Genomic DNA, 24,415 nt, shown 5'->3' on the forward strand with positions numbered 1-24,415 from the left:
TTGAGTGAGCGACGCTCAGCCGTCAACTGCCGACAGCGAACGGCGCGCCGGAGCGCTGCGGGCGACTGGCGCGGTGAGCGTTGCCGTGCGGTCTCTGCTGCCGTTCCCCGCTGCCGTCCTCACTGCCGTTCCCCGCTGCCGTCCTCACTGGAGGCTGCCGTCCCTGAGGGCATCGGGCAGCCGACGCGCGCTACTGACAGTGCTTGCCGAGGTCAGAGAGGTCGTCCGCGGTGAAGCTGTCCCACTCGATCGCAGGGTCGAACGCTGCGGTGGTGTTCGGGTCACCGGACTGGATACTGCACTTCCGCCGCAAGGTGTGATCGGCGGTGGTGTAGGGCTCGGTACCCCAATAGCCGTTCTGCGGATCCAGGCCGTATTGCCCGATGTGATCGACGATCTTCGTGTCGCAGCGCAGGATCAACGCGTCGTCCCCGTTGAACTGGATTTCCGTCGAAGTGAGATCGCAGTTCAGAGCGCCGCCAGTGGTGTCCGAGCAGATCACGTAGGTGCCGCCTTGAGCCAGGGTACCGCTCAGCTGGATCGTGGCGAACACGTTCGCCGCGTCGGCGTAGGCCGTGACGCTGCACTTGTCGAGGTCGACAGTTGGACCCGCGTTGTACAGCTCCAGGGCTTTGTTGGCCTGGCCTTCGACGTACTCGCTGAAGAATAGCCCACCAGCGGAGCCGCCGGAGCTGCTGCCGCCCGCGCTGCTGCCTCCAGCGCTGCTACCTCCAGACGTGCTGCCGCCAACTCCGTTGCCGCCGCTGCTCGAACCGCCGGTGGTCCCTGAGCCGCCGCTGGTGCTAGAGCCGCCGCTGCTTTGCCCCGCGGAACCGCCCGAGCTGCTCGTGCCTCCCGCGCTGCTGCCTCCCACGCCGCTGCTGCCTCCCACGCCGCATTCACAAGCGGTGTAGTGGCCGCTGGTGTCGCAGCTCTGGGTGCCTTTGCAGTCGTCCGGCGTGAGGCAAGCGCGCACCTCACCTTCCGTACACTGGGTGCCGACCGTCTTACTGGAGCTGGAACAGGCGCCGGCTCCGAGGAGCAACGCGAGGGCGAAGAGCAGAGGTGCGCGAGGGAACACCAACACTAAATAGCAGCCCAGCCGGGGGCAGCCACGGCATTCTGCTTGAGCCTTTGCTTGCTCGGTGCGGATGCGTGCGGAAACGCTGTGTTCAGTTGCCGCCGTTGCCGCAGTGCAAGCCGAGGTCGCTTACATCTACCGGATTTGCAGGGGGACCTACGACGAAGCCGTCCCACGTGTCAGCGATCACGAAGACATCTGCGAGGTTCGTGTCTCCTTGGGTGACGCTGCACTTTCTCCGAAGGATGGCGTCTTCGGAGTTGAGAGTTCCCGTTCCCCAGTGGCCGCCCGAGAGCGTCTGGGCTGGGAGCTCGCCGAATGTGTCCTCGACCTCGCTTCCGCACGAGAGACTGTAGGCGTCGTCTCCGTTGTGCTGGAGCTTGTCCGTCTTGTAGTCGCAGGATCCAGGAGGAATTGTATTCCCAGAGTTGTCGTAGCAAATCACCCAGACCTCGCCGGGGGCCAGGATCTTGCCTGGGGCGGCCATTGGCACGACGGCCGTCGTAGAGCCTGACCCGACGTTGATGTAGCGAGTCAACACGCAGGCGCTGATATCGATTGGGTTTGCTCCGGCGTTGTAGAGCTCGAGCGCCTTGTTGTTACCGCTCTCGATGTACTCACTAATAAGCAGCCCGTTCGTCGTGCCCGAGCCACCCGTGCCGCCGGTGCCTGCAGCGGCGCCGGTTCCAGCGCTGCCGCCGGTTCCGCCCGCGGTGTTCCCTGCGGAACCGCCCATGCCGCCTGCGGTCGTGGCGCCCGTGCCGCCTTCGCCGGAGGCGCCGCCAGCACCCGCGGCGCCGGTGCCAGCCGTACCGGCGACTCCACCCTCACCCCCAACCCCGGCTGCGCCGGAAGTGCCGCCGGAGGTGATACCGCCGTTGCCGCCGATGGCTCCTGTGGCGCCGTTTCCGCCGCTAGCAGCGGTTCCGCCCGAGCCGGAGCTGCCTCCCGCGGCCTTCATCTTGTCAAACTCGTCGGCGGGGATGAAGGTGCGCTCGGGGAACGAGCACGCGACCACGCTCAGCGTCGCGCCAAGGTAGAACGCGCGCCGCAACTCAGCGGAGCGAACGAGGGTAAGCAGAGAAAAGGGCCCGCGATCACGACTTGGGGAACGCATGGTGAGCGCTTCAATGTACCACTCGGCGACCGTTGGCCAGCAAGTCTCTCGGAAAATACGCGGCGCTGTAGCAGCTCTGGCCACATGGCTTCGCCTCGTCGAGACGCGTGAAGGCGGCGGCCATCGGGGGGTTGCAAGTCTGAAAGGTCAGAGCAACGGCAAGGAGTCCATGGAGCTTCGCGATCTCGGGCGTATGGCGGGCGGGTCAGCGAAACGTCGCTGTCACACTGAGAGCACCTCGGTTCGTCTCGCTTACCGGTTCGGATTTTCGATCTGGAAAACCGACCGAGTGGTCGTCCGCGTCACGGCCTGCGCGCGATCCGGCCCGTTCCAACCAAGTTGGTGGCGGATTTGATTCGGCGTTGTGGCGAATGGGTTAAACAACGCTGCATGAACTCCGAGTCGCGAGATGCTGGCCGTCCGCTCAGGCTTGGCCCTCGTAGCCAGTTTCGGCTGGCGGTGGAACTCGTTGGAGGACCAAACAGGGGACTGAGTGCCGAACCGCGCTCGAGCGGAAGCCTGCAAATCGGCCGAGCCACCGACAACGAGCTCCAGCTGAAAGGTGAGGGGATGGCGGCGTATCACCTCGAGCTCACCGCCCACGAAGGGGGCGCTCACGTCGAGGATCTGGGCTCAGCCTCGGGGACCTGGTTCGATGAGCTGCGGATCGAACGCGCCATGGTTCCTTACGGAAGTGAGCTGCGGGTCGGCGAACATCGCCTGCGAGTCGACGGCGCCACCACCGTTGAGCTCGAGCGCGAGGAGCTGCCGAGCTTGTCGATTCCGACGGTCGCGTTTGCTCGGCGCTATCGCGAGGCGTTAGCTTTGGGCGCGCGCTTCGCGTCGGGTCGGGTTCCAGTGCTTTTGCAAGGGGAGCCCGGAGCGGGGAAGCGCTTCCTTGCTCGGGTGATCCACGAGTGGTCCGGACGCGAGGGACCGTGGGTGGAGTGTAGCGCAGCGGGGGACGCAACGGCTGTTGCCGCTCGGATCTTCGGCCACACGCCAGGTAGTCACCGCGGGGCCTCGGCGGGTGGGGAAGGCGCGATCCAACGGGCCAAAGCAGGCACGCTCTACGTGAGCGACGTGGATCGCATGCCGCCGGAGACGCAAGGCATGCTCGCCCGAGCGTTGCGCGACGGGGCGACCGCGCCCCTGGGGAGCAACCAAGCGTTCCCCGTCGACGCGCGCTGGGTCTTTGGCTGTAGTCAGGATCTGCGGCGTGCTGTCAACCAAGGCTATTTCCTTGAGGAACTCTATTTCCGCATTGCAGCAGCGCGAGTGACGGCACCGCCCCTCAGGGACCGGCTCGAAGATCTGGAGCTCTTGGTGCGGCACTTCGAAGGTTTGCTCAACATCACGGAGCCCCTGGGCCCCGGCCAGATAGAGCGGATGAAGCGTCGGTATTTCCAGGGGAATCTCCGAGAGCTCTGCGAGCTCGTGCGGGCCGCGCGGGACTCCTGGGAGCCCTGAGTGGCCTCGCTAGTCCTCCTCGGGTTTGCTAGATCTGCGGTGTGAACAGGGGCTGGCTGGCGCTCGCGGCGCTCGGGGTGTTGGGCGGTTGCAGCGACTCGGGAACCGCCATTGGCGGTGTTGCCGGGTTTGGCGGTGACGCTGGCGCGGGCGGTGCCGCTGGCGGGGGTGCTGCGTCTGGCGGCGTGACGTCTGGTGGCAGCGCGGGCACAGCAGCGGGCGGCGCTGGCGGAACAGCGGGCATGGGCGGACTGGGCGGCGGCTTTGGCGGCGTAGGGGCTGCGTCAGGCGCCGGCGGAGTTGGGGGTGAGGTGCCCTGGATGTGCGACGAGACCAGCATGCCGCTCCCGAATCAGGGACTGATGGAGCCCGCCGGGCTCGATGGCTGCCCTGACGGCATGGCGCGCATCGACCAGCAAGTCTGCATGGACCGCTGGGAGGCATTTCTGGTCGAAGTGAGCGGCGCCTCGGAGCAGTCGTGGTCGCCCTACTTCAACCCGAGCGGCGTCACGGTGGCGGCGCGCAGCGCGCCGGGCGCGGTACCCCAAGGGTACATCAGCGGCGCCCAAGCGCAGCAGGCCTGCATGGAAGCCGGCAAACGCCTGTGCACTCGAGACGAGTGGGAGCTTGGCTGTCGTGGTAGCGAAGCACGAGTATATCCGTATGGATTCATGCGAGTCGCGGGCGCGTGCAACGACTACCGTGCCGTGCACCCCGTCGTGGAGCTGTTTGGCACCACCGACAGCTGGATCTGGAACGAGCTCGACAATCCATGCATCAGCCAGCAGCCAGAGACCCTCGCGCTGACAGGGAGCTTCGACCAGTGCCAAACGCCGGAAGGGATCTTCGACCTGGTCGGGAACCTCCACGAGTGGATCTCCGACTCGGCGGGCACCTTCAAGGGCGGCTTCTACGTTGACGCGACGACGAACGGCGCTGGCTGCGGGTACACCACCACGGCGCACGCCTTCAGCTACGGCGACTATTCGACTGGCTTCCGCTGCTGTTCCGACGACTGAGCGACCGCTGAAGGTCGCGGACAACTGAGGGCACCTTCCGGCCCGAGCGCCTACTGGTAGTCGGCGCAGCGCTCGAACTGTCGCTCCAGGTCCTCTTCACTGGAGCTGGCCCGCAGCTTGGAATAGCAAAGCGCTTCGCGGGCGCTGACCCCTTCCGCGAGGCAACGCTTTACGTCACGCTCGACGGCAGCCTTGGCGTTGGCGGAGTTGGCTGCGTCGCGGATCTGCTTCGCTTTGACAGGATCCTTCTCAGCGCGAGCGGCGTTTTCAGCACCGATGCGCTGAATGTGGGTGAAGGCCTTACGGCACTCCGCCTCATTGGCTTCGCGGTCCAAGGGGTCCGGCGCGCCGGGTTTGGTGCCTTGGGTACCGTCTTGCCCGTCGTAGTAGAGGTCCTCCCCAAGGATGTCTCGGGGGTCTTCTGCCTGACCGGGGCCGCCACAGGCGCTTGTCAGACCTGCTGCCGTGAGGAGCAGCACTCGAGCTGCGGCGCCCCTCTCCCCCCAAAAATCGCGGAACCAAGACGCTTTCTGCGTGGAGGACAGCATGAGTCAGAGGGGTACCACCCCTCGCCCGTGGCGGGAAGCCAGCAGCTCCGTTGCCCGGAGACAGACGTGTGGCCGGGTGCGGCGTGCGCGATGTTGCGCGCTGCATCAGCGCTGTATCAGGGGTGCACCTGGCCTGAGGGAGCTGCTTTGGTGAGAGCGAGCCGCGCAGCGCCTCCTACAGCGTTAGATCCGTGGGGCAAAGCATGCGCCGGCGCGTGTGAAGCGCGTTTCGGTATCTCGAGTGTCTCAGCTTGGGAGCCGTAGATTTATGGGCCCAGAAGATTGCGCGGGGGAGACGCTTCGCTAGTCTTGTGGATGCGACGCGCCCCCTCGCGTCCCGCTTCGTTCGCGATCTCGCCGTTGGTGTTCTGACGCCCGCCGACGCGCTCCTCTGATTGGTCTCCGACACCCCTGTCGGAAGGCAACATCTGGGTCTGCGCATACGCCTGGGACAGACTCTGAGGTCAGTCCAGAACTTGGGCTGCGATTGCGTACGGAAACCGCGACCTTGCCCTTTCCCACACGGAGTTCCATGTCCCTACAACCTCTGCTCGAGCGCGCCATTGACCAGATCCCTGAGTGCCAGGCCGCGGCCGTGATGGACCTGGCGACTGGCATGGTGCTGGCGTCACACACACTGGACCCGGAAGCTGCGGAGCACCTCGATGCGCTCCTCCCAGCGAGCGGCGAGCTCTTTCAGGAGCGCAGCTTGGCGCAGGTAGACCGCGCACTGACGGCGTCCGACAGGGAAGCCGCGCCCGCGTCTCGGGAGGTGCTGCTTGTTGGGAATCGGCGCATTCAGTTATTTCTGCGAGGAAAACAAAATCAGGACATTGTGCTGGTGACGCTCGTGGACAGCCGCGTTGGGGTGAGCGAGGTTCTGCCTGAGGCACGGCGCGTCCTGGGCGCCGTCGAGGGGGCGCTCTGAGGCGCACCTGCCCTACCCGGTTGTCCCTTCGGGCCGTGTCCCGAGCTTGAACTAGCACTTCGCTCGCAGGAATCGGATTCCAGCTCGCTGAACGTTGCGTAGGCAAACGTTTCGTGTACGAATCATTCCAGGTCGCCACGGTGGTTTAAGCCGTCGAGCCCGCACCTGGGCAGGGGAGTCGTGGCGACGCCAGCTCGCGCCTTACACAACGGCGCGTGAACAGGAGTGCCGAGCCATGTGGAATCCCTTCACCGAGGAACACGAAGCCTTCCGAAAGACCGTACGTCAGTTCGCTGAGAAGGAAGTCGCCCCGTACGCTGACCAGTGGGAGGAGGCTGGCTCCTTCCCCCGTGAGATCTTCACCAAAGCGGGCGAGCTTGGGATCCACGGCGCCCACTATCCGGAGGAACACGGCGGCGCGGGTGGAGACTACTGGTTCAGTGTCGCCAAAGCGGAGGAGCTGCCCCGGTGCAACACCAGCGGCGTTTCACTGTCGCTGCTGGTTCAGGGCGACATGGCGACGCCCGTGATCAGCGAAATCGGTACCCCGGAACAGATCGACGAGTTCCTTCGCCCCGCGCTCACTGGCGAGAAGATCGGCGCCATCGGTGTGTCCGAACCCGGCGCGGGGAGTGACGTCGCCGGTATCCGTACGGCAGCGCGCAAGGACGGCGACGACTACGTGATCAGCGGTCAAAAGACCTTCATCACCAACGGCACCCGCGCTGACTTCATCACCATGCTGGTGAAGACGGACCCCGACGCCGGCGCCCACGGCTGTAGCTTCATCCTCGTTCCCACGAACACCAAGGGCTTCCAGGTCTCGAAGAAGCTGAAGAAGCTCGGCCACTACGCGTCTGACACCGCGGAGCTCTTCCTCGACGAGGTGCGCGTGCCGCAGCGCTACCGCCTGGGTGAAGAAGGCATGGGGTTCATGTACCTGATGCAGAACTTCCAGAGCGAGCGGTTGATCGGCGCAGTGAACGCTGTTGCCGCCTGTGAGCAAGCCATCGAGTTCAGCCGCAAGTACGGCGAAGGGCGTCACGCGTTCGGCAAGCCGATCATCAAGCGCGAGCTGTGGCAGCACAAGTTCGTCGACATGATCACCAAGACGGAGATGTGCAAGGCGCTCGTCTACAAGACCGTCGACGCCTTCAACACCGAGCGCTACGTCAACAAGGCGCCGATTTCGATGGAGACGGTGAAGCTCGTCAGCATGTGCAAGATCGCGGCGGGCGATTTGGTGACCGAGGTGATGGACAGCTGCCTGCAGTTCCACGGCGGCTGGGGCTACATCGAGGAGTACCCCATCGCTCGCGCCTGGCGCGACTCCCGCCTGATCCGCATCGGCGGCGGCAGCACCGAAACCATGCGCTACTACCTCGCGAAGATGATGGGGCTGTAGCCCCTTCGCCTCGCCTCGAATGGCCCTCGCGAATGTCCGCACCGGCAACGAAAGAGCCCCGTACGCATTGTCGGCTTGCCACAGGTCAGAAACCAGAGAGACGCGAGCGTTCCGGTACTTTTCAGTGCTTGCGGTTGGGGAGGAGACTCTGTTTCCGAGCGGCAGCGAGGTAAACAGAGGAGGGGTCTGCCGCCAGACCCCTCAGAGAAAGGCCATAGAGCCGAGCAACGAGCGGCCCGCTCAAGCGAATGACCGCCCTCACCCGAAGGGGGCGGTCATTCGCCAGGGCCATTCGAGGCGAGGCGATTATGGACACGCGCCGTCGGAGACCCAGGTGCTGCCGTCGCAGTAGAGCACGCTCCAGGTGACGCCGTCGGTGCAGTAGTAGCCGCACTCGCCGTCATTCGGCGTGCAGGGAGTGTCGCCGTCGGGGCGCAGCGCGGGACAAGTGGGCTGGGGGTTCACGCCGGTCCAGTAGCTCCAGTAGCCCTGGTTGCAGCTGATCGGGATGCCTTCACAGCGTTCGGCTTGGAGGTCGCACGCCTTTTCCTCGAGGATCCAATGGCCAGTCGTACCGCAGGTGAATGTAAAGGCCGGGTGTGACCCGCTGGCGCAGAGCGCACCGTAGGTGCAGCCCTCTGGGTTGACGTCTTGGCTACATTCCTCGTAGCTCTGGGGCACGCGATCCGGACACTGGTTCATTCCAGCGCTACCCCCAGTGCCCCCGGAGCCGCCGCTTCCAGCGCTACCACCGGTACCGGCGGCGCCCGAAGTTCCGGCGCTACCCGCGCTACCCGCACTTCCTGCGCTGCCGCCAGAGTCGCTGGTTTCACCGCAGCCCGCTCCGAGTGTGACGGTAAGCAAGCCAGTGGCGAGGAATGTGAACGTTGAGGAGAAGCGGGTCATGGTCAGTACGAAGCAAACTATGTGCCCGCTGTTTTGTGCCAGCGTGAGCCGTCAAGTCGGCGTCTCGACGTCGTCCCAGTCAGCGTCCTGGAAACGGGTGAGCCAGTTCAAGGCGTAGTGACGCTCGAAGACGACGCCGGGATCCAGATCCGCGTCGAGCTCCGTGCCTCGGACCCGCGCGTCGGTGGTGGCCCAGTGCAGGCGATAGTGCAGGTCCAACGCGTCGAGGATCTGCGCCGCGGGGCGCAGACGTTGCGGCGGCTTCGAACCCTTCAGCGCGCGCACACAGCCGGGGACATCACAAATTCCTTCAGGAAAATGTAGATCCTCGAAGGCTCCCGTGGCCCAGAGCAGCACGTACAGGCCTTCGTAGCGCCACAAGAACTGCGTGGCATCGTGTTGGCTCGGCTGCTGCGTCTCGACGAAGGCGCGCTCGTTTGGGGTCAGCGCCTGTTCGCTACCGGGCACCATCTCGAACAGCTCCGCGGCTTGAACCAATGGCGGTGAGCTTAGCGCTGTCTCCGCGCGGATAGCGACTGCGGCCAGGCCCATGCAACGTTCGTGGACCGCTGCGGGTTCTCTCAGCAACACCTCGCACTCGCCGATCACCGGGGGCAAGCTCGCCGGGACTCGGATCTGAAGCTCTGACAGTTGTTGATGGCTTCGCTGGTAGCGCTTGCCGGCATCTTCGGGGTACGGCTCGCGAGCCTCCTCGTCGAACTTTCCGTTTGCGCCGAGCAGCACGCGGCCGTCCGGCGCGAGGATGGCTCCGTCGGTGGAAAACAAGATCGCGTTGGCTTCGGCGGCCCACGCCGCGACCGCGTCCAGCGCGGCCTCCTCGACCTCGAACGCGAACTGATGCTGCACCCGCTGGACGTGTTGGATCAGATGGAACTTGCGCTGATCCATCTGCTCCTTTCCGCGACTGAAGATGTAGCCACAGAAGCCGTGCAGGTGCTCCCCAAGCTCGGCACGCATCGCGCTACTCACGAGCTGATGGGGGAAGCTGAGCGGGGGCGGGGTGCGATGGGTGGCGTAGGCGTTCAGCAGCATGGCGCGGAACACTACCAAACTGCGATAGACGGAACCCAGGTGACGCGGCGCTCGCTTTCGGCGCACTATTCTCCCATGGGTAAACGCGCCGCCGTCCGCGGCTCTCGGCTGACTCGAACGCTCGCTGCAACATCCCTTGGGCTAGCCGCAGCGTTGAGCGTGCCGGCGTGCTCCAGTGACGAGAGCTCTCCCCCCCAAGAACAAACTCCCGATTGGGACGCGAAGGCGACGGAGCTATTGAGCGGGCCGAACTGGTATCGCCACGCGGTGTTCTATGAAGTCTACGTGCGCTCATTCCAAGACTCCGATGGCGACGGCATCGGTGATTTCAAGGGCCTGACGTCCAAGCTCGATTACCTCAAGGAACTGGGCGTCGATGGGATTTGGCTGATGCCCATCATGCCGTCGCCGTTCGTGGACTCGGGGTATGACGTCGCGGATTATCGCGGCATCAACCCGGACTACGGCACGATGGATGACTTCGACGCCTTCCTGAAGGCGGCGCACGACAAGGGCATTCGGGTGATCATCGACTTGGTGTTGAACCACACGTCGGACCAGCATGCTTGGTTCACCGAGTCGCGCTCGAGCAAGGACAACCCCAAGGCGGACTGGTACGTCTGGTCTGACACCGAGGGTACGCCGAACAACGGTTGCGGGACGCATCAAGCCGTGTTCGGAGATTCTGCGTGGCAATTTGATGAGACGCGGCAGCAATACTACTTTCATCGCTTCTATCCGGGGCAGCCGGACCTGAACTACGAAAACCCCGAGGTGGTGAAGGAGACGTTGGATATCGCGCGTTTCTGGCTTGAAAAGGGCGTGGACGGCTTCCGCTGCGATGTCATCAGCCTGCTCTACGAGTCGGCGACCGACTGCGGCTTTTTGGATGAGACCAAGGACTACATCAAGCAGCTACGCGGCGTCGTCGACGAGTACCCTGACGCTGTTCTCCTCGCGGAACCGACCGACTTGACCAACTCGACGGAGTACTTCGGGAGTGGTCAGGACATGTTCCACATGACCTTCAACTTCGGCTACGGCTACTTCTGGAATTTTCATTTTGGGGGAGGGTTGGCGCAACCCATCAGCGATGTGTTCCAACGTACCCTCGACGAGTATCCGGCGGGGGCGCAAGACGCGCTGGTGATTGGCAGCCACGATGTCTCGCGCGCTTGGGTGAATGCCGGCAGCAGTGAGGAGCGCTACAAGCTGGCAGCCCTGGTGCAGCTCACCATGAAAGGCTCGCCTTTCATCTACTACGGAGAAGAAGTGGCGATTCGTCCGAGTGACGACAGCATCATCGACTTCCGTGACGAAGCCCGCTCGCCGCTGCCTTGGAATGACCAAGCGCCAGGTTATGGGTTCACTACGGGGACGCCGTGGTTGGCCTTCGGACCAGACCTTGCGGAAACGAACATCGCGGCTCAGCAGGCCAGTTCGAGTTCGATGTACGCCTTCTATCGCTCGATTCTGGATCTAAGACGCGGCCGCGCAGTGTGGGGCAACGGCGAGCTCCGGCTGCTCACTCCCTCCGACCCCGCGGTGCTGGCTTACCTGCGGTACGACGCAGATTTGCGCTACCTGGTCGTGCTGAACTTGGGCTTCGTGGAGAGCCAGACCAACCTGAGCGCTGCTGAGCTTGGCGCAACCCAGGGTGAGGGGGTGCTGGGCAACACCAGCCTGAGCTTCGAGACAGACAGTGCGAGCCTCAGCATTCCGCCCCAGGGCTACGGCATCTTCGAGTTGCGCTGATGCGCCGTCCCGGTTTGCTGGTGCTCGGTGTTGGGCTGGTGATTGGCGGGCTTGGCGTCAGCGTGTACGTCGGGAAGGCTCGGCTCGATCAAAAGCATATCCGTAAGGAAGCAGACTCGGTGACGTGGCAGCTGGCGATGAAGGTCGCGTCCTGCGGTGAGCCGTTGCCCATCAGTAGTCGTCCCGTACCGAGCGCTGTGCCTGGCCCCGATGGGTACGAGAGCACGGGGGACGACTGGCTTCAGCCGGCGTTCGACTGCAACCGGTCGCCGGTCTTGCTACCGAAGCGCTTCCATTCTTCGTACCAGTGGGTCCGAGACTCCTCGACGAGTGGTCGCGTCGTCGCCGCCGCGGATTTCGATGGCGACGGAGGACTCGACCGCGTGGAGTCCGCGGTGACTTGCGTCGCAGGGAGCTGCAGCGCGGACCCTCCGATGCTCATGCCGTGAGGGGCTTGGGCTTGCCAGCCCGCTCGCACACCCGGTCGAAGCAAGCCCGCGCTAGCAGGACGTCGTAGTCTCGGAAGTTCTTTGGGTTCCGCCAGAACTCCTCCAGGCGGCCGCGCTGTTGGGACTCGTAGACGAGCACCTTGATCATCATCTGCAGTTTGTCCGCTGCGCGGACGATACGTGCTTCGAGGGTTTCGGCGCGCTCCAGCTCTTCGTGCAGGGCATGCCACGCGGGGGGCAAGAGGCTGTGAAAGAGCGACGACTCGAGCTTGGTCAGCTCGGCGTCGAGCTCTGGCGTCTTCGAGGGCATCGGGATGTCGCCGGTGCGGGCCTCTGGCGCGTCATGGGAAAGCGCCAAGCGCAGCACGCGCTCCCCGTCTACCGTTGCTCCCTCGGCTCTGAGTCCATCGACTAACAGCGCGGAAACAACCGCAACGCCGTAGCTGTGGTCCGCCAGCGATTCGCAGGGCCGAATCCCTCGGAGCAGCCAACCGGTGCGCGGCAGCTCCGACAGCGGATCCAGCTTCATGCAGGTGTCGATGAGCAGGTCAGGGGTCATGGCGGCCCACCGTAGCTGCTCTGCCCCTTGTCGCCAGCACAATGCTACTGTGCGGCCCGTGAGCTACGTTGATCAGCCTCCGCCTCAGGGCGCCTACCCACCAGGTCCTGGCGGCCCACCACCCAAGTCCTCGTCGACGGCTACGATCCTCATCGTGCTCGCGGTCGTTGGGGTGCTGGTTGTCGTCATTGTGGGTGTCCTCGCTGCGCTCGGTATCTACGGCGTGCGCTCGTACACCGTGAAGGCGAAGGCCGCGGAGGGGCTGAGCGGCGCCTCCGTGTTGGCTCGCGGGATCGCCGCTTGCGGTGAGAAGCAAAGCGGCAAGCTCCCAGAAACGAGCGTCGCCGTTCCGTCGACGCCACCCGCGGGTGTGAAGTACATGAGCACGTCGAGCGACTGGACGGACCCTGCGTTCACGTGTGCCTACTTCGCGATGAGCACGCCGCAGTACTTCTCGTACCAGTGGGTGAAGGAGTCGGACACTCGTGGGCGCGCAGTCGCCCTCGCGGACATGGATGCGGACGGCACGGCTGAGCAACGCGTCGAGGTGGTAGTGGAGTGTGTGGGTAGCACGTGTACCGCGAAGCCGGCGACCACTGGGCCCTGATACGGTGATTACCGTAAGGTAATTATCCGTGGCGCCCTCTGCCAACAGCTCCAGTCGCACCACGCTGTGGATCGTGCTCGGTGTCGGCGGGTTGTTTGTATTCGGCCTGGTCTCTCTGCTGGTGCTCGGCGGTTACCTCTACGTCAAGGATCAGCGTCTGCTCGAGGAGGCGGAGAAAGACACCGCGCGCCTCGCCAAGCGGGTGGCGGCGTGCGGAGCTCCGCTTCCGGAGTCCACCGAAGCGGTGCCGAAGGATGTCCCTTCGAAGCCCTTCGACAGCGCTCCAGGTGACTGGGCTGCGCCGGCCTTCACCTGCGAAGGAGGCACGTTCACGCCATCGCGCCCTCAGCTCTATCGCTTCCGTTGGTTGAAGGAGAGCGATCAAAAGGGGCGAGTGATTGGCGAGGGTGACGCGAACTTCGACGGTAAAGTCGATACGACCATCGAGTCCGAAGTCGACTGTACCTCTGGCAGCTGTGAGGTGATCACGCCGCACGTCAAGAGTCACTTTTGAGCAGACGGCCGCTGCCGCGCGGCAGCTGTCGGTGGCCCTTGCAGCTGAGGTTGGGGTGGTCCACACTCGGGCTTGTGAGTTACGTGGATGAGCCCCAAGACGGGAGTCAGGTGCAACCCCAAGGCCGGCCAGGCATGTCTCGTGGCGCAAAGATTGCCATCGGCATTGGCGTTGCGTTCTTCCTGCTGTGGTTCGTCGTTCCCTTCTTCTACGGGATGTACACCTACACGCAACACGCGAAGGAGCTTCGCGAGGCTCCGGCGAACGCGGCGACTCGTTGAACTGGAACGCCTCGTTCGTAGCGATCACATGGGTTGCTGTGCGGAAATGTTCGTGGAGGCGGTGTGTACGTCGACGATGAGCCTGAACCTCCAGCGCCACCCAGGGATCCGCACGTCGAGGCAGAGTCGGCTGAGTCGTTTCTAGATCGCCGGGGGCCGCGACTCTTGATGTTGGCCTTCGCGCTAGCGACGCTTCTGGTGTGCGCGAGCGTGCTCGGCTACGAGCACATCGACCGAAGCGTGCAGACAGCGAGGTGCGAGCAAGACATGCTCGCCGCGGAGGAGTGGCAGCGATTGATCGAGAGCTGCGGAGCGCCCCTTCCACCTAGCTCCGCGCCCGTGCCGCCAGACGTGCCGCGCGGGGTTAGCGTGACCACTTCACCTTCAGACTGGAAGCAGCCAGCGACCCGGTGCGGCGCTCGAGAGTTCAGCGTGTCAGGGCCCCAGCTGCATTCGTTCCGCTGGGAGCGAATCTCGAGTCTGGCAGATGGGGGAGAGGTCATCATCGAGGCCGACCTTGATGGCGACGGGGCGGTGGATCACAAGGCGCGCTTCGCCGTGATCTGTGACCACCGCGGCTGCCTGGTCGGGGACGCCATGGAGGACGGCTACTGCGATCCCGCGCCAGATTGACGACAACTCCCGGCGTCGCGCGCAGCTTGTGGTACCACTCGCCGCGCTGCGCCGTGGAGGGCGCTGCGCTGGACCTCACCCCCAACCCTTGAAGCACCCGCTGCGGTCGAGACGACTTGCGGCAAAGGAGAGCTGAGCTGTGGCGAAGACGAACCCCGGTAACTTCTTCGAAGACTTTCAGACCGGCAGCGAGCTGGTGCATGCCGTGCCGCGCACCGTGACCGAAGGGGATCAAGCGCTCTACATCGGCCTGACCGGGGACCGCTATCCTTTGCACTGCTCTGCGGAGTTTGCGAGGAGCCTCGGCTACCAGCGCGAGACGGTTAACGACCTACTTACTTTCCATATGGTATTTGGGAAGACGGTCAACGACGTGTCGCTGAATGCAGTCGCGAACCTGGGCTACGCGGGCCTTCGCTTCCTTCAGCCGGTTTACCCTGGGGATACGCTCCGCTCGGTGTCGACGGTGATCGGCAAGAAGGAGAACACCAGCGGCAAGAACGGCATCGTCTGGGTCAAGACCCTCGGCACCAATCAGCGCGGGGAGGCGGTGCTCGAATACTACCGCTGGGTGATGGTGAACAAGCGCGACCCGGGCACGCCGACCGGCGCTGCGGATAAGCCGAGCATGCCCGCCCTGGTGGAGCCGAAGGACTTGGTGGTGCCGAGCTGCCTGAGCCTGGAGAAGTACGAGCCGTGGCCCGCCGGCGGCAGCTACTGGGAAGACTACGAAAAAGGCGAAAAGATCGACCACGTCGACGGCATGACGATCGAAGAGAGCGAACATGCAATTGCCACGCGGCTATATCAAAACACGGCTAAGGTGCATTTCGATGGCCACAACGCCGCGAAGACTCGCTTCAAGAAGCGCCTGATGTACGGTGGCCACGTGATCAGCGTTGCCCGCGCGCTGTCGTTCAACGGCATGGAGCGCGCCCTGGGCATCCTGGCGTTCAACGCTGGCGCCCACGCGAACCCGACGTTCGCCGGAGACACCATCTTCGCCTACAGCGAGGTGCTCGACAAAGCCGACCTCGGGCGGCCTGATGTTGGCGCGCTGCGGGTGCGCGTGGTTGCGAGCAAGAACGTCGACCAGCCTTCCAGTGAGCTACCGCTCAAGGTCGAGCAAGACGGCAAGAGCGTCTACAACTCGAGCGTCGTGCTCGACTTGGACTACTGGCTATTGCTGCCGAAGGCGCGCTGAGCAAGGCATCGCAGGAGACTCGTGGCCAAAGCTCAACAAGTCAGCGCGGGCATCTTGCTCTGGCGTCCGTCCCTTCTTTTTGGGGGAGGCGATCCGCAAGGAAACCAGGAGGCAGCTTACGAGTTCCTCCTGGCTCACCCGGGCGGCCCCTACTTCAAAAACAAGGACGAAGGCGCCTGGAGCATCCCCAAGGGCCTGCTCGAGTCGGGAGAGGACGCTGAAGCCGCTGCGTTGCGAGAGTTCCGGGAGGAGACCGGGCTCGACATCGAACTTTCGCTGGTCAGCCTGGGCGAGGTGAAGCTGAAGAGCGGCAAGCGTGTGTTGGGCTTTGCGGCGCAGGGAGACTGCGACGCTGCGAGCTTGCAGAGCAACACCTTCGAGGTGGAGTGGCCGCCTCGATCCGGGAGGAAACAAAGCTTCCCGGAGATCGACTGCTTCGAGTGGTTTGGCCCCCAGGCGGCCAAGGTGAAGCTCAACCCCGCTCAGGCGCTGTTCGTCGATCGCGCCCTGGAACACATCACCGCTGAGTAGTCGCGCTGTCAGGCAGGCGGCGTCAGCGCGGCGGGCCGCAGTCCTCGGGGATGCCTCCCTCTGGGCTGACGTCGATGCCATCGCTGCAGATGTGCTCAGGCGCCTGGTCGTAGTGGGCTTCGTAGAAGTTCAGGAATGTTTCTTCGTCGAAGCAGTCGGCGTTGAGTGACCACTGCCACGCCGCGGCGGCCCACTTCGACTTGAGCCCCGGATCCGGCGTCAGGATCACGCGCTGGCGGTCGACGCCTTGCGCCGCGCAGAACACATCACCGGGCAGCTGCTCGTCGATCAACTTCTGGGCACGCGCGACCTCGTCGGCGCAGCCGCTCGGGCAGTTGTAGGAGAAGACCACCGCTCCGTGCTCCATGCCGTGGACCATGAATCCGTACGGTAGCGGGTCGGCGTAGGTCTTGAACTGGGGCCAGCTGCCATAGTGGTTGCCCGAGGTTGGCGGGCTGGATGGGTAGCTGACGTCCGAACAGATCTCGACGTGGGTCTGGCCGAAGTTGGGCCAATGCTGTGCGAGGGCGTTGCACGCGCCTGCTTCGACGGGCGGCTCAGCGTCGATCACCACGTCGGAGCCCGCGTCGCTGGAGGTGCCGCCGGTTCCGCCGGTGTCCGACGTGGACTCCCCGCAAGCGGCGGAAAGCAGCGCTAGCGCTACTAACGTAAGGGATCGAGTAAGCATCCTCGAAGCTGACCCCGGAGTCGACGGTCGGTCAAGCGCACCGCGATGACGGGCTTCAGCTGGCGAGGCGGATCTTCTCGCTCTGACCCACGCGATAGAAGTGGCGGAAGCTCTGCCTTCTTGCGTGGGGAGCATGTCCCAGATGCCGATGTACGAAGCGAGCGGCCAGTGAGTTTGCCAAGCGATATCGCGCTCCAGCTTCGCTGCCTTCCGCGTGGATGAAGCGCACCTGTTCGTACAACCGGGTGTGCAACTTGCGTGCATGGGCGTCACTGGCCTGCGACAGGATCACGAACTTGTCGACCTCTGCCTGGAGCTCTAGCTCGAGCTGAGTCGTGGGACGGTCGACGCGAGCGCGCTCGACCACCAGGAGAAAGTGACTCACGCCCTCAACTACCTGCATGAAGTGGTCGGCGTCGTCAGTCTCAGTGGCTTCTTGAGGCGGCAACACGAGGCAGAGTTCGAGGTCTTCCGCGCGTTGCCGCAGCACCAATGTCTCCCGGCTGCCAGGCTCGCCTTCGCGCACGAAGTCGCGAATATCGAGCGCGTGATCCATTCGGTAGTACTCGCGCAGCGCCTGAGCGACGCGACTGACCGTGCGCTCGAGCGGCGATTCGCTCACGCGTGCTCCCGGTGTAAGCGGCTGAGTTCAGTGGATGGTGCCATTGCCCACCACCGGGGTCAGTCCTTGTCGCGCGAGCTCTTCAGCTAACCGCGCGGAACCTGTCTTGGTCCAGCGTTCGTACAGCTTGAGCACATCGCTGGGCGTTGCCGTCTGGCTCGCGCGTAGCTTCTCCGCCACGTCGCTCAAGAGCGCGGTGAACATCTCGAACTTGTGAGAGAGCTCACCGAAGACGTCCAAGCCAGATTGGTCCCGCCCCATCATGACGGAGGCGGACTCGTAGGCGCTTGCACCGACTTGGTAGATGTAGTGGACCTCGACTCCGCGTCGCTCCAGGTGCTCGCGGAAGAAGCTCGAGATGTACAGCACGCCGTCTCCTAGGGTGCGTAAGCGCTCGAAGCGCTCGTAGCCTTTGGCCTGCTTGGCTTCGTTGAGCAGCAACGTCACCGGGCGGGCGAGCGTCTCTTGGTTGAGCTGGCCAGGCTTCGCGTAGTCCGCGAGCAACGCGCCAACGTAGCTCACAGTCGCCTCTGAAGCTTCGTAGCCACCGCGCTCCAGGGTCTCGTCCACCGCTTCTCGGAAGAACCCGCCAACGTCTGTACCCAGCTCGATGGCGGGACTGCATGTGTGTTCAGCCATCCCGCTTGTTCCTTTGCACTGTTGAGGTTCCGTCGAGGGCCGGGCGCAGCCCGACCCCACGGCGATTTCGCCGCCGGAGCCGTGCACTGAGGTGAGACTTGCCCGTCCCTCGCGTTGGCGAGGTCGACTGGGCTGGGGTCCGGCACCGCTCGTGCACTGCTAATCAGTGTGTACGGCAGAGCCTCAACTCGGCATAACTAACGAGCTGAAAACACCGAGATTTTTAGCAGTGTCGGGGCCTGGCTGCTAATTCGGCTCGGCGGAATCCCGTGGTGACGTCCCTGAAACGTCGGCGACGCGGAGGGGTCGGGGACTAAAAAGCGCGGCTCAGGGTTGACTCCCCACGACAGGTGGCTAGTTTCCGCCGCGCCGCTTAGCACTCGTCCGAATCGACTGCTAACAGCGGAACTGATTCCTAAACTAATTCGGGGTGTTACCGGTTCCCTGCGGGCTTGTTCAGTGAGTCCGTCCAGCGGGACCTAGCCGGTTTCTACCCTTGAACCCATCAACGGCCCTCTCGGGCCTTGGACGTCAGAGGAGAGCAAACGACATGAACATCCGACCGCTGCAAGACCGCGTCATCGTGAAGCGCGTGCAGGAAGAGGAAAAGACCAAGGGCGGCATCATCATCCCCGATAGCGCCAAAGAGAAGCCGATCGAGGGCAAGGTGATCGCTGTTGGTAACGGCAAGGTCCTCGAGGACGGCACCGTGCGCGCGCTCGACGTGAAGAAGGGCGACCACGTCCTCTTCGGCAAGTACGCCGGCACCGAGGTGAAGCTCGACGGCGAAGAGCACCTGATCCTGCGCGAGGACGACATCCTCGGCGTCATCGAGAAGTGAATCAGAGGAGGAACTGAACAATGGCTGCCAAAGAGATTGCCTACCAAGAAACCGCGCGGAACCTGATCCTCAACGGCGTGAACGCGCTGGCTGACGCGGTCAAGGTCACCCTCGGGCCCAAGGGCCGCAACGTCGTGCTCGAGAAGAGCTTCGGCTCCCCCACGATCACCAAGGACGGCGTGACCGTCGCCAAGGAGATCGAGCTCGAGAACAAGTTCGAGAACATGGGCGCCCAGATGGTGCGCGAAGTTGCCAGCAAGACCAGCGACGTCGCTGGCGACGGCACCACCACCGCCACCGTGCTGGCCCAAGCGATCTTCCGCGAGGGTTCCAAGCTCGTTGCCGCGGGGCACAACCCCATGGACATCAAGCGCGGCATCGACACCGCGGTTGAGACCATCACGGAGTCCCTGAAGAAGCTCTCCAAGTCCACCAAGGACGCGAACGAGATCGCTCAGGTCGGCACCATCAGCGCCAACGGCGACACCACCATCGGCAAGCTCCTCAGCGAGGCGATGGAGAAGGTCGGCAAGGAAGGCGTCATCACCGTCGAAGAGGCGAAGAGCGCGGACACCACCCTGGACGTCGTCGAGGGCATGCAGTTCGACCGTGGCTACCTCAGCCCCTACTTCGTCACCGACCCCGAGCGCATGGAAGCGGTCCTCAACGACTGCTACATCCTGCTCAGCGAGAAGAAGATCGCCAACATGAAGGATCTTCTCCCGGTGCTCGAGGCGATTGCTCGTCAGCAGAAGCCCCTGCTGATCATCGCCGAGGACATCGAGGGTGAGGCTCTGGCGACCCTCGTCGTGAACAAGCTGCGTGGCACGCTCGCGACCGCCGCCGTCAAGGCGCCCGGCTTTGGCGATCGCCGCAAGGAAATGCTGAAGGACATCGCGACCCTGACCGGCGGTCAGGTGATCGCTGAGGAGCTTGGCCTCAAGCTCGAGAACGTCACCATCAGCGACCTCGGCCAAGCCAAGACCGTCAAGATCGACAAGGACAACACCACGATCGTCGACGGCGCTGGCAAGAAGGACAAGATCAAGGCCCGTCAGGCTGAGATCCGCGGCCAGATCGAGAACACCACCAGCGACTACGACCGCGAGAAGCTCCAGGAACGTCTGGCGAAGCTCGTCGGCGGCGTTGCCGTCATCAAGGTCGGTGCCGCCACCGAGACCGAGATGAAGGAGAAGAAGGCTCGCGTCGAAGACGCGCTGCACGCGACCCGCGCAGCTGTCGAAGAGGGCATCGTCCCCGGCGGTGGCGTCGCGCTGATCCGCTCTCAGAAGGGCCTCGACAAGCTCGAGGTTCCCCACGAGCAGCAGCCCGGCGTGGACATCATCCGTCGCGCCATCGAGTACCCCCTGCGCCAGATCGTCGCGAACGCTGGTGAAGAGGGCTCGATCGTCGTGCAGAAGGTCAAGGAAGCGAAGGGAGCCAACGGCTACAACGCTCAGACCGGCGAGTACGGCGACATGCTGGCGATGGGCGTCATCGACCCCACGAAGGTCGTGCGCTCGGCGCTGCAGAACGCGGCTAGCGTCGCTGGCCTGCTGCTCACCACCGAGGCTCTCGTCGCCGAGAAGCCGAAGGAGGAGAAGGCAGCTGCTGGTGGCCACAGCCACGGCCCCGAGTTCTAGGCCGACCGCCTAGCTCGCAAAGATTCGCGCCGTCAGGCGTGAAATCAAGCCCGAAGCGGAGCCAGTTCCCATGTGGAATTGGCTCCGTCGGCTTTTGTGCTCAGGGGATCTCTGGCGGCGCGGGACCGTAGAACGGAGTTCGATGGGACGACTCCGGATGCTCGTGTGTGGCCTTGCACTGGTGGGGTGCGGCGCCGGGAACACGGATCAGCTTCAGCGCCTGCAAGCGGATCAGGCGCAGCTGCGCGTGCGTCAGGATCGGTTGGCCCGTGAACTCGAGGAGGCCCGCGCGCAGCTCCAGTCTCAGTCCACCCTTCGGGAGGATCTGCAGCGTACGGAGCGTGAGCTTGCCCAGAAGTCGAGCGAGCTGGCTGAGCAGAGTCGTCGGCTGGACGAGCTCTCGCAGCCCGTCGCCCAGCCGCAGGCGCTTTTGGCGAGTCTCGCCGACAACGCGGATGAGGCCTGGAGCTGTGCAGTCGTCTGCCTCGAAAGCATCGACTGCAAGCGGGACACTGCCGCGGGCAAGACGACCGCGCATTCCAAGCGCACCGTGCATCGTGCGATGGGAACGGGGAAGACTGCTGGCAAAGCCTATATCCGGGCTCTCGACGCTTGCCGCGATGGAGCAACCCCGTACCACTCCATCGAGTGTCGAAACGGCCGAATCCAGAGCGCGGACGCGACGTTGGACAACTCCTGTATCCGCAACTAAGTCCCCTTCTGAGCATCAGATAGCTCAGCGGAGGGTGTGCTCGGCTCGCTCATGGAAACTCCAGCGAACGACTTGCGAGTCGCGCAAACGTGCCGTATGTGCCCCAGGTTCTAGTGCGACCTATTAGCTTCGTCTCTGGTTTGTTGCGTAGCCCTGCCCTGCTTGGGTGCCTGGCGTGGGCCGCTTTGTCTGGATGTTCGGCAGACACGGATCCACCTCGCAACGAGTGTCCTGGGCCTCAGGCGACGTTTGACGTGCGGATATTCGCTGCCGACGGGCCACTGCCTGGTGACACCACCGTGGACGTGATGTTCAGCTCGGGGGAAGAGGTTTATCAGCTGGACCAGCCGGAAGTGCCCCTCGAGGCGGTGCGCTGTTCACGGGAGCTGAATGGCGAGAGCGCCGTTGCCCTGGACTGCGCGCTGTGGACCAACGGGCCTGCGACCGTGACCATCACCGCGACTGGCTACCCAGAGCTCAAAGAGGAGCTGGTCCACGAGCACGACGATTGCGGGATCAAGACGGTGAACGCCGACCTTGAGTTGATGCTGCCCCCCATCGAGTAAGGCCGCGATCTGAGGTTCGCTCAGCTTGCTGGGCAGCAAACCGTGAGCGACACGTTTTTGGTTTCGTGTCAGTCCGCGTGGCCGGTGCGTGTGGCAGACTCCCGCGCATGAGGACTTGGGTTGCCGCGCCGCTACTTGGCTTGCTCGCTTTGGGTTGTGGAAGTGATGAACCTGCCAGCAAGGGTCCCGTCGGGCCTCCCGAGCTGGTGAGCGACGACGCTCGAGTGCTGATTCACCTCGACCCGTTCTCGGTCGAGATCTTCCGGCCGGACGGCAGCTTGGTGCTGCGCACCCTGGAGGGTGGGGGGAACGACGCATACGGCGCGCCCTCAGCGACTGTGGACGATCCGCTAGCTTTGGCGCGTCCGCTCCCCGGCTGGGACGGCTACCTGGCTCAAGAGGGCGCGTGGCGACACGGGGTCACCGCGGAGGTGATTTCACGCGGAAACGACCGGGTGGAGCTGGCCCTGAGCGGCGAGAACTTCCATGCGGATTTTGCCGTGGGCCTGACCGACGCTCGGGTGCGCTTCGAGTTCAAGGCGCGTGAACAGGCAGACAGCGCCGCGGAGAACCCGCTAAACAAGTCAACCATCGCTTTCGAGAGCGCGACGGACGAGCACTTCTTCGGCATGGGTGAGCGCTTCGGAACGACGGACCACCGCGGGTGGTCGCTCTACAGCTGGCCCGAGGAGGGCGCGCTGGGGCGGGGCGAGAACGCAGCAGTCGAGGAGCAGAACCCGTTCCCCAACGGTCCTTCGATGACCTACTTCCCGGTGCCGTTTTTCCTGTCGACCCATGGCTACGGGATGCACCTCGACACGACTTTCCGCTCGGAAGTGCACTTCGCCAGCGAGCGTGAAGATGCCTATCGCGTCGCGGTGAATCAGCAGGCGTTCAACACGACTATCTACGTCCACGACGATCCGCTGCTCAGCCTGAGGGACTACACGGAGGACACGGGCAAGCCGATCATTCCTGCGGACTGGGTGTTCGGGCCACGACGTCGCGTGGGCTCTGGGTCCATGGTGAACGGCGTTCCGGAGATCCAAGCGATGCGTGATGCGGACATCGCCATCACGGGCGTCGACGACTCGGTGCACTTCCTGCCTGCGTTGTCACACTTGGGCCGCGAAGACGAGCTCGCCGCCTGGACAAAGGCTGGTCACGCCGCGGGATACAAGGTGATGGCCTATAACAACCCGTACGTCGCCGAGTCCGATGAGAACGCGGCCGCCGACTACGCTTACGGGGTGGAGCACGGATTGTTCGTCAAGACGCCGGACCAGAATCCTTTCCTTACGGAATTCATCTCGGGAAAGAATCTGCAGCTGGCGACCATCGACCTGACGAACCCCGAGGCGGTGAAATGGTTCCAGAGCCTGCTGCAGCGCACCCTCGACCTTGGCTACGACGGCTGGATGCACGACTTCGGCGAATACATCCCGCGCGATGCCGTGATGTTCGACGGGCGCCGGGGCGACGAGGTGCACAACGAGTTCCCCGTGCTCAGCGCCAAAGCAGCGTATGAGCTGATGGAGAAGCAGCGCCCGGGGGACTACCTGTACTTCGTGCGCTCTGGTGGCAGTGGCACTCAGGCCTTCACCCCGGCGGTTTGGGGGGGTGACGCGGAAGCGACCTTTGATGAGACCCAAGGCTTGCCGTCAGCGGTGCGCGGCGGCCTGAACCTGTCCATGTCGGGCGTGCCGTACTGGGGCAGCGACATGACGGGCTTCAAGTGTCTGACGAATTTTCCGCACGACAAAGAAGTGTACCTGCGCTGGGTGCAGTTCGGCGCTGTCTCCCCGATCATGATGGAGCAAAACGCCTGTTCCAATCCCACCGCCTCCACCAAGCCGACGAAGTGGAACCTGTGGAATGACCAAGAGACGATCGACGTCTACTCGAAGATGGCGCGGCTCCACACCCGGTTGATGCCGTACTTCACGGCGTTGGCGCGTCTCGCCAGTGAGCAGGGCACGCCGATCACGATGCACCCGTGGCTGCTGAACCCAACAGCGCCCGAGGCCTTCGCAATCGAAGACGCCTTCTATGTCGGTCGCTCGCTGTACGCCTTGCCCATCGTTCGCCGCGGGGAAACGCAGCGTGTCACGTGGCTCCCGCCCGGGCGCTTCGTCGATGTGGACGACTTCACGGTGTACAGCGGTGGTGCGCAGGTGACCATTCCAGCGCCTCTGGACAAGCTCCCGCTGCTACAGGTGCAGGACACCATCGTCCCCTTGCTTGACCCGACCATCGACACCCTTGCGCCCGCTGAAGACCCAACGGTGGTGACACCAACCGACGTCGCGGATCGCCTGGATGTGCTCGTCGTGCTGTCTCCCGGAGGAAGCGCGAGCTTCACGTTGGCGGACGGCACGCTGCTCGAAGCCACCCGCCTTGGTAGCGACGCCGGCGCTGGAGGGCTCAGCCAGGTCAGCGAAGGCGAGATCAGTGACTGTGCGAGTTGCTTCGTGTCCTCCAGCGAGGGCGACGTGGAGCGCCTGCGAGCGAACTCCGGCATGACCGCCGAGAGCGACCTGAGCGTTGCTGACGTGCAGCTGAAGGTCAGTGGTGGCAGCGTCGCGCGGCGTATCCGCTGGGATATACGTCGGCTGAAGTAGGTGTGACTGCCTAACGCAGGCCC

Annotated in this window: 26 protein-coding genes; 17 read left to right on the forward strand and 9 right to left on the reverse strand. The window is 64.1% G+C overall.

Annotation, left to right across the window (positions count from 1 at the left end):
- Positions 1-190: 190 nt before the first annotated feature.
- Together H6718_09315 and H6718_09320 are read right to left on the reverse strand one after the other, a co-directional pair.
- On the reverse strand, positions 191-1,081 hold the full coding sequence (locus H6718_09315) for a lamin tail domain-containing protein (GenBank protein MCB9585585.1): 891 nt from the start codon (positions 1,079-1,081) through the stop codon (positions 191-193).
- 91 nt (positions 1,082-1,172) lie between these two features.
- Positions 1,173-2,198 (reverse strand): lamin tail domain-containing protein, encoded by a 1,026-nt coding sequence (locus H6718_09320; GenBank protein MCB9585586.1) that lies wholly within the window; start codon positions 2,196-2,198, stop codon positions 1,173-1,175.
- 390 nt (positions 2,199-2,588) lie between these two features.
- On the opposite strand from H6718_09320, the gene H6718_09325 reads away from it, so the two are divergent.
- On the forward strand, positions 2,589-3,668 hold the full coding sequence (locus H6718_09325; GenBank protein ID MCB9585587.1) for a sigma 54-interacting transcriptional regulator: 1,080 nt from the start codon (positions 2,589-2,591) through the stop codon (positions 3,666-3,668).
- Positions 3,669-3,709: 41 nt separating this feature from the next.
- A complete protein-coding gene (locus tag H6718_09330) occupies positions 3,710-4,687 on the forward strand; it encodes an SUMF1/EgtB/PvdO family nonheme iron enzyme (protein MCB9585588.1) in 978 nt (325 codons plus the stop codon).
- Positions 4,688-4,737: 50 nt separating this feature from the next.
- Here the strand turns inward: H6718_09330 and H6718_09335 are convergent, their stop codons facing one another.
- The gene (locus tag H6718_09335) at positions 4,738-5,235 is read right to left on the reverse strand and encodes a hypothetical protein (GenBank protein ID MCB9585589.1); all 498 of its coding nucleotides are present in this window, start codon (positions 5,233-5,235) and stop codon (positions 4,738-4,740) included.
- 532 nt (positions 5,236-5,767) lie between these two features.
- Here H6718_09335 and H6718_09340 point away from each other — a divergent pair.
- Together H6718_09340 and H6718_09345 are read left to right on the forward strand one after the other, a co-directional pair.
- Complete coding sequence (locus H6718_09340; protein MCB9585590.1) at positions 5,768-6,163, forward strand: hypothetical protein; 396 nt, start codon at positions 5,768-5,770, stop codon at positions 6,161-6,163.
- A 235-nt stretch (positions 6,164-6,398) separates the two neighbouring features.
- Positions 6,399-7,568 carry an acyl-CoA dehydrogenase family protein gene (locus H6718_09345; protein MCB9585591.1) on the forward strand — a complete coding sequence of 390 codons (1,170 nt, stop codon included), beginning with the start codon at positions 6,399-6,401 and terminating at the stop codon, positions 7,566-7,568.
- A 306-nt stretch (positions 7,569-7,874) separates the two neighbouring features.
- Here the strand turns inward: H6718_09345 and H6718_09350 are convergent, their stop codons facing one another.
- Together H6718_09350 and H6718_09355 are read right to left on the reverse strand one after the other, a co-directional pair.
- Positions 7,875-8,474, reverse strand: coding sequence for a hypothetical protein (locus H6718_09350; protein MCB9585592.1), 600 nt, complete (start codon positions 8,472-8,474; stop codon positions 7,875-7,877).
- Positions 8,475-8,525: 51 nt separating this feature from the next.
- On the reverse strand, positions 8,526-9,593 hold the full coding sequence (locus tag H6718_09355; protein MCB9585593.1) for a DUF4272 domain-containing protein: 1,068 nt from the start codon (positions 9,591-9,593) through the stop codon (positions 8,526-8,528).
- A gap of 9 nt (positions 9,594-9,602) precedes the next feature.
- On the opposite strand from H6718_09355, the gene H6718_09360 reads away from it, so the two are divergent.
- Positions 9,603-11,282: an alpha-glucosidase C-terminal domain-containing protein gene (locus H6718_09360; protein ID MCB9585594.1), complete on the forward strand. Its 1,680-nt coding sequence runs from the start codon at positions 9,603-9,605 to the stop codon at positions 11,280-11,282.
- A complete protein-coding gene (locus H6718_09365; protein ID MCB9585595.1) occupies positions 11,282-11,731 on the forward strand; it encodes a hypothetical protein in 450 nt (149 codons plus the stop codon). The genes H6718_09360 and H6718_09365 overlap by 1 nt, the downstream gene beginning before the upstream one ends.
- Here H6718_09365 and H6718_09370 read toward each other — a convergent pair.
- Complete coding sequence (locus tag H6718_09370) at positions 11,721-12,290, reverse strand: HD family hydrolase (protein MCB9585596.1); 570 nt, start codon at positions 12,288-12,290, stop codon at positions 11,721-11,723. The two genes, H6718_09365 and H6718_09370, sit on opposite strands and share 11 nt — an antisense overlap.
- 58 nt (positions 12,291-12,348) lie before the next feature.
- Here H6718_09370 and H6718_09375 point away from each other — a divergent pair, with 58 nt between their 5' ends.
- From H6718_09375 to H6718_09400, 6 genes are all read left to right on the forward strand, one after another.
- A complete protein-coding gene (locus tag H6718_09375) occupies positions 12,349-12,897 on the forward strand; it encodes a hypothetical protein (protein MCB9585597.1) in 549 nt (182 codons plus the stop codon).
- 28 nt (positions 12,898-12,925) lie between these two features.
- On the forward strand, positions 12,926-13,411 hold the full coding sequence (locus H6718_09380) for a hypothetical protein (protein ID MCB9585598.1): 486 nt from the start codon (positions 12,926-12,928) through the stop codon (positions 13,409-13,411).
- A 74-nt stretch (positions 13,412-13,485) separates the two neighbouring features.
- Entirely contained in the window at positions 13,486-13,692 is a 207-nt protein-coding gene (locus H6718_09385) for a hypothetical protein (GenBank protein MCB9585599.1), read from the forward strand.
- Positions 13,693-13,755: 63 nt separating this feature from the next.
- On the forward strand, positions 13,756-14,325 hold the full coding sequence (locus tag H6718_09390; GenBank protein MCB9585600.1) for a hypothetical protein: 570 nt from the start codon (positions 13,756-13,758) through the stop codon (positions 14,323-14,325).
- Between the two features lie 139 nt (positions 14,326-14,464).
- Entirely contained in the window at positions 14,465-15,529 is a 1,065-nt protein-coding gene (locus tag H6718_09395) for a MaoC family dehydratase (protein ID MCB9585601.1), read from the forward strand.
- A 21-nt stretch (positions 15,530-15,550) separates the two neighbouring features.
- Positions 15,551-16,060 (forward strand): NUDIX domain-containing protein, encoded by a 510-nt coding sequence (locus tag H6718_09400; GenBank protein MCB9585602.1) that lies wholly within the window; start codon positions 15,551-15,553, stop codon positions 16,058-16,060.
- A 22-nt stretch (positions 16,061-16,082) separates the two neighbouring features.
- On the opposite strand, the gene H6718_09405 is transcribed toward H6718_09400, so the two are convergent.
- Genes H6718_09405 through H6718_09415 form a run of 3 tightly spaced genes read right to left on the reverse strand, consistent with a single transcriptional unit; the run spans position 16,083 to position 18,009 of the window.
- Positions 16,083-16,748, reverse strand: coding sequence for a DUF3105 domain-containing protein (locus tag H6718_09405; protein ID MCB9585603.1), 666 nt, complete (start codon positions 16,746-16,748; stop codon positions 16,083-16,085).
- Between the two features lie 55 nt (positions 16,749-16,803).
- Positions 16,804-17,370 carry a hypothetical protein gene (locus tag H6718_09410; GenBank protein MCB9585604.1) on the reverse strand — a complete coding sequence of 189 codons (567 nt, stop codon included), beginning with the start codon at positions 17,368-17,370 and terminating at the stop codon, positions 16,804-16,806.
- A 27-nt stretch (positions 17,371-17,397) separates the two neighbouring features.
- Positions 17,398-18,009, reverse strand: a complete 612-nt coding sequence (locus H6718_09415) for a hypothetical protein (GenBank protein MCB9585605.1) — start codon at positions 18,007-18,009, stop codon at positions 17,398-17,400.
- A 550-nt stretch (positions 18,010-18,559) separates the two neighbouring features.
- Between H6718_09415 and groES the strand changes: the two genes are divergently transcribed.
- From groES to H6718_09440, 5 genes are all read left to right on the forward strand, one after another.
- Positions 18,560-18,850, forward strand: coding sequence for a co-chaperone GroES (gene groES / locus H6718_09420; protein MCB9585606.1), 291 nt, complete (start codon positions 18,560-18,562; stop codon positions 18,848-18,850).
- Between the two features lie 20 nt (positions 18,851-18,870).
- Entirely contained in the window at positions 18,871-20,493 is a 1,623-nt protein-coding gene (gene groL, locus H6718_09425; GenBank protein ID MCB9585607.1) for a chaperonin GroEL, read from the forward strand.
- Positions 20,494-20,635: 142 nt separating this feature from the next.
- Positions 20,636-21,205, forward strand: a complete 570-nt coding sequence (locus H6718_09430; protein MCB9585608.1) for a hypothetical protein — start codon at positions 20,636-20,638, stop codon at positions 21,203-21,205.
- A gap of 140 nt (positions 21,206-21,345) precedes the next feature.
- Entirely contained in the window at positions 21,346-21,771 is a 426-nt protein-coding gene (locus tag H6718_09435; protein ID MCB9585609.1) for a hypothetical protein, read from the forward strand.
- A gap of 107 nt (positions 21,772-21,878) precedes the next feature.
- Entirely contained in the window at positions 21,879-24,392 is a 2,514-nt protein-coding gene (locus H6718_09440) for a hypothetical protein (GenBank protein MCB9585610.1), read from the forward strand.
- Positions 24,393-24,415: the final 23 nt, after the last annotated feature.

This window comes from Polyangiaceae bacterium, from assembly GCA_020633205.1.
Classification (GTDB): Bacteria; Myxococcota_A; Polyangia; order Polyangiales; family Polyangiaceae; genus JAHBVY01.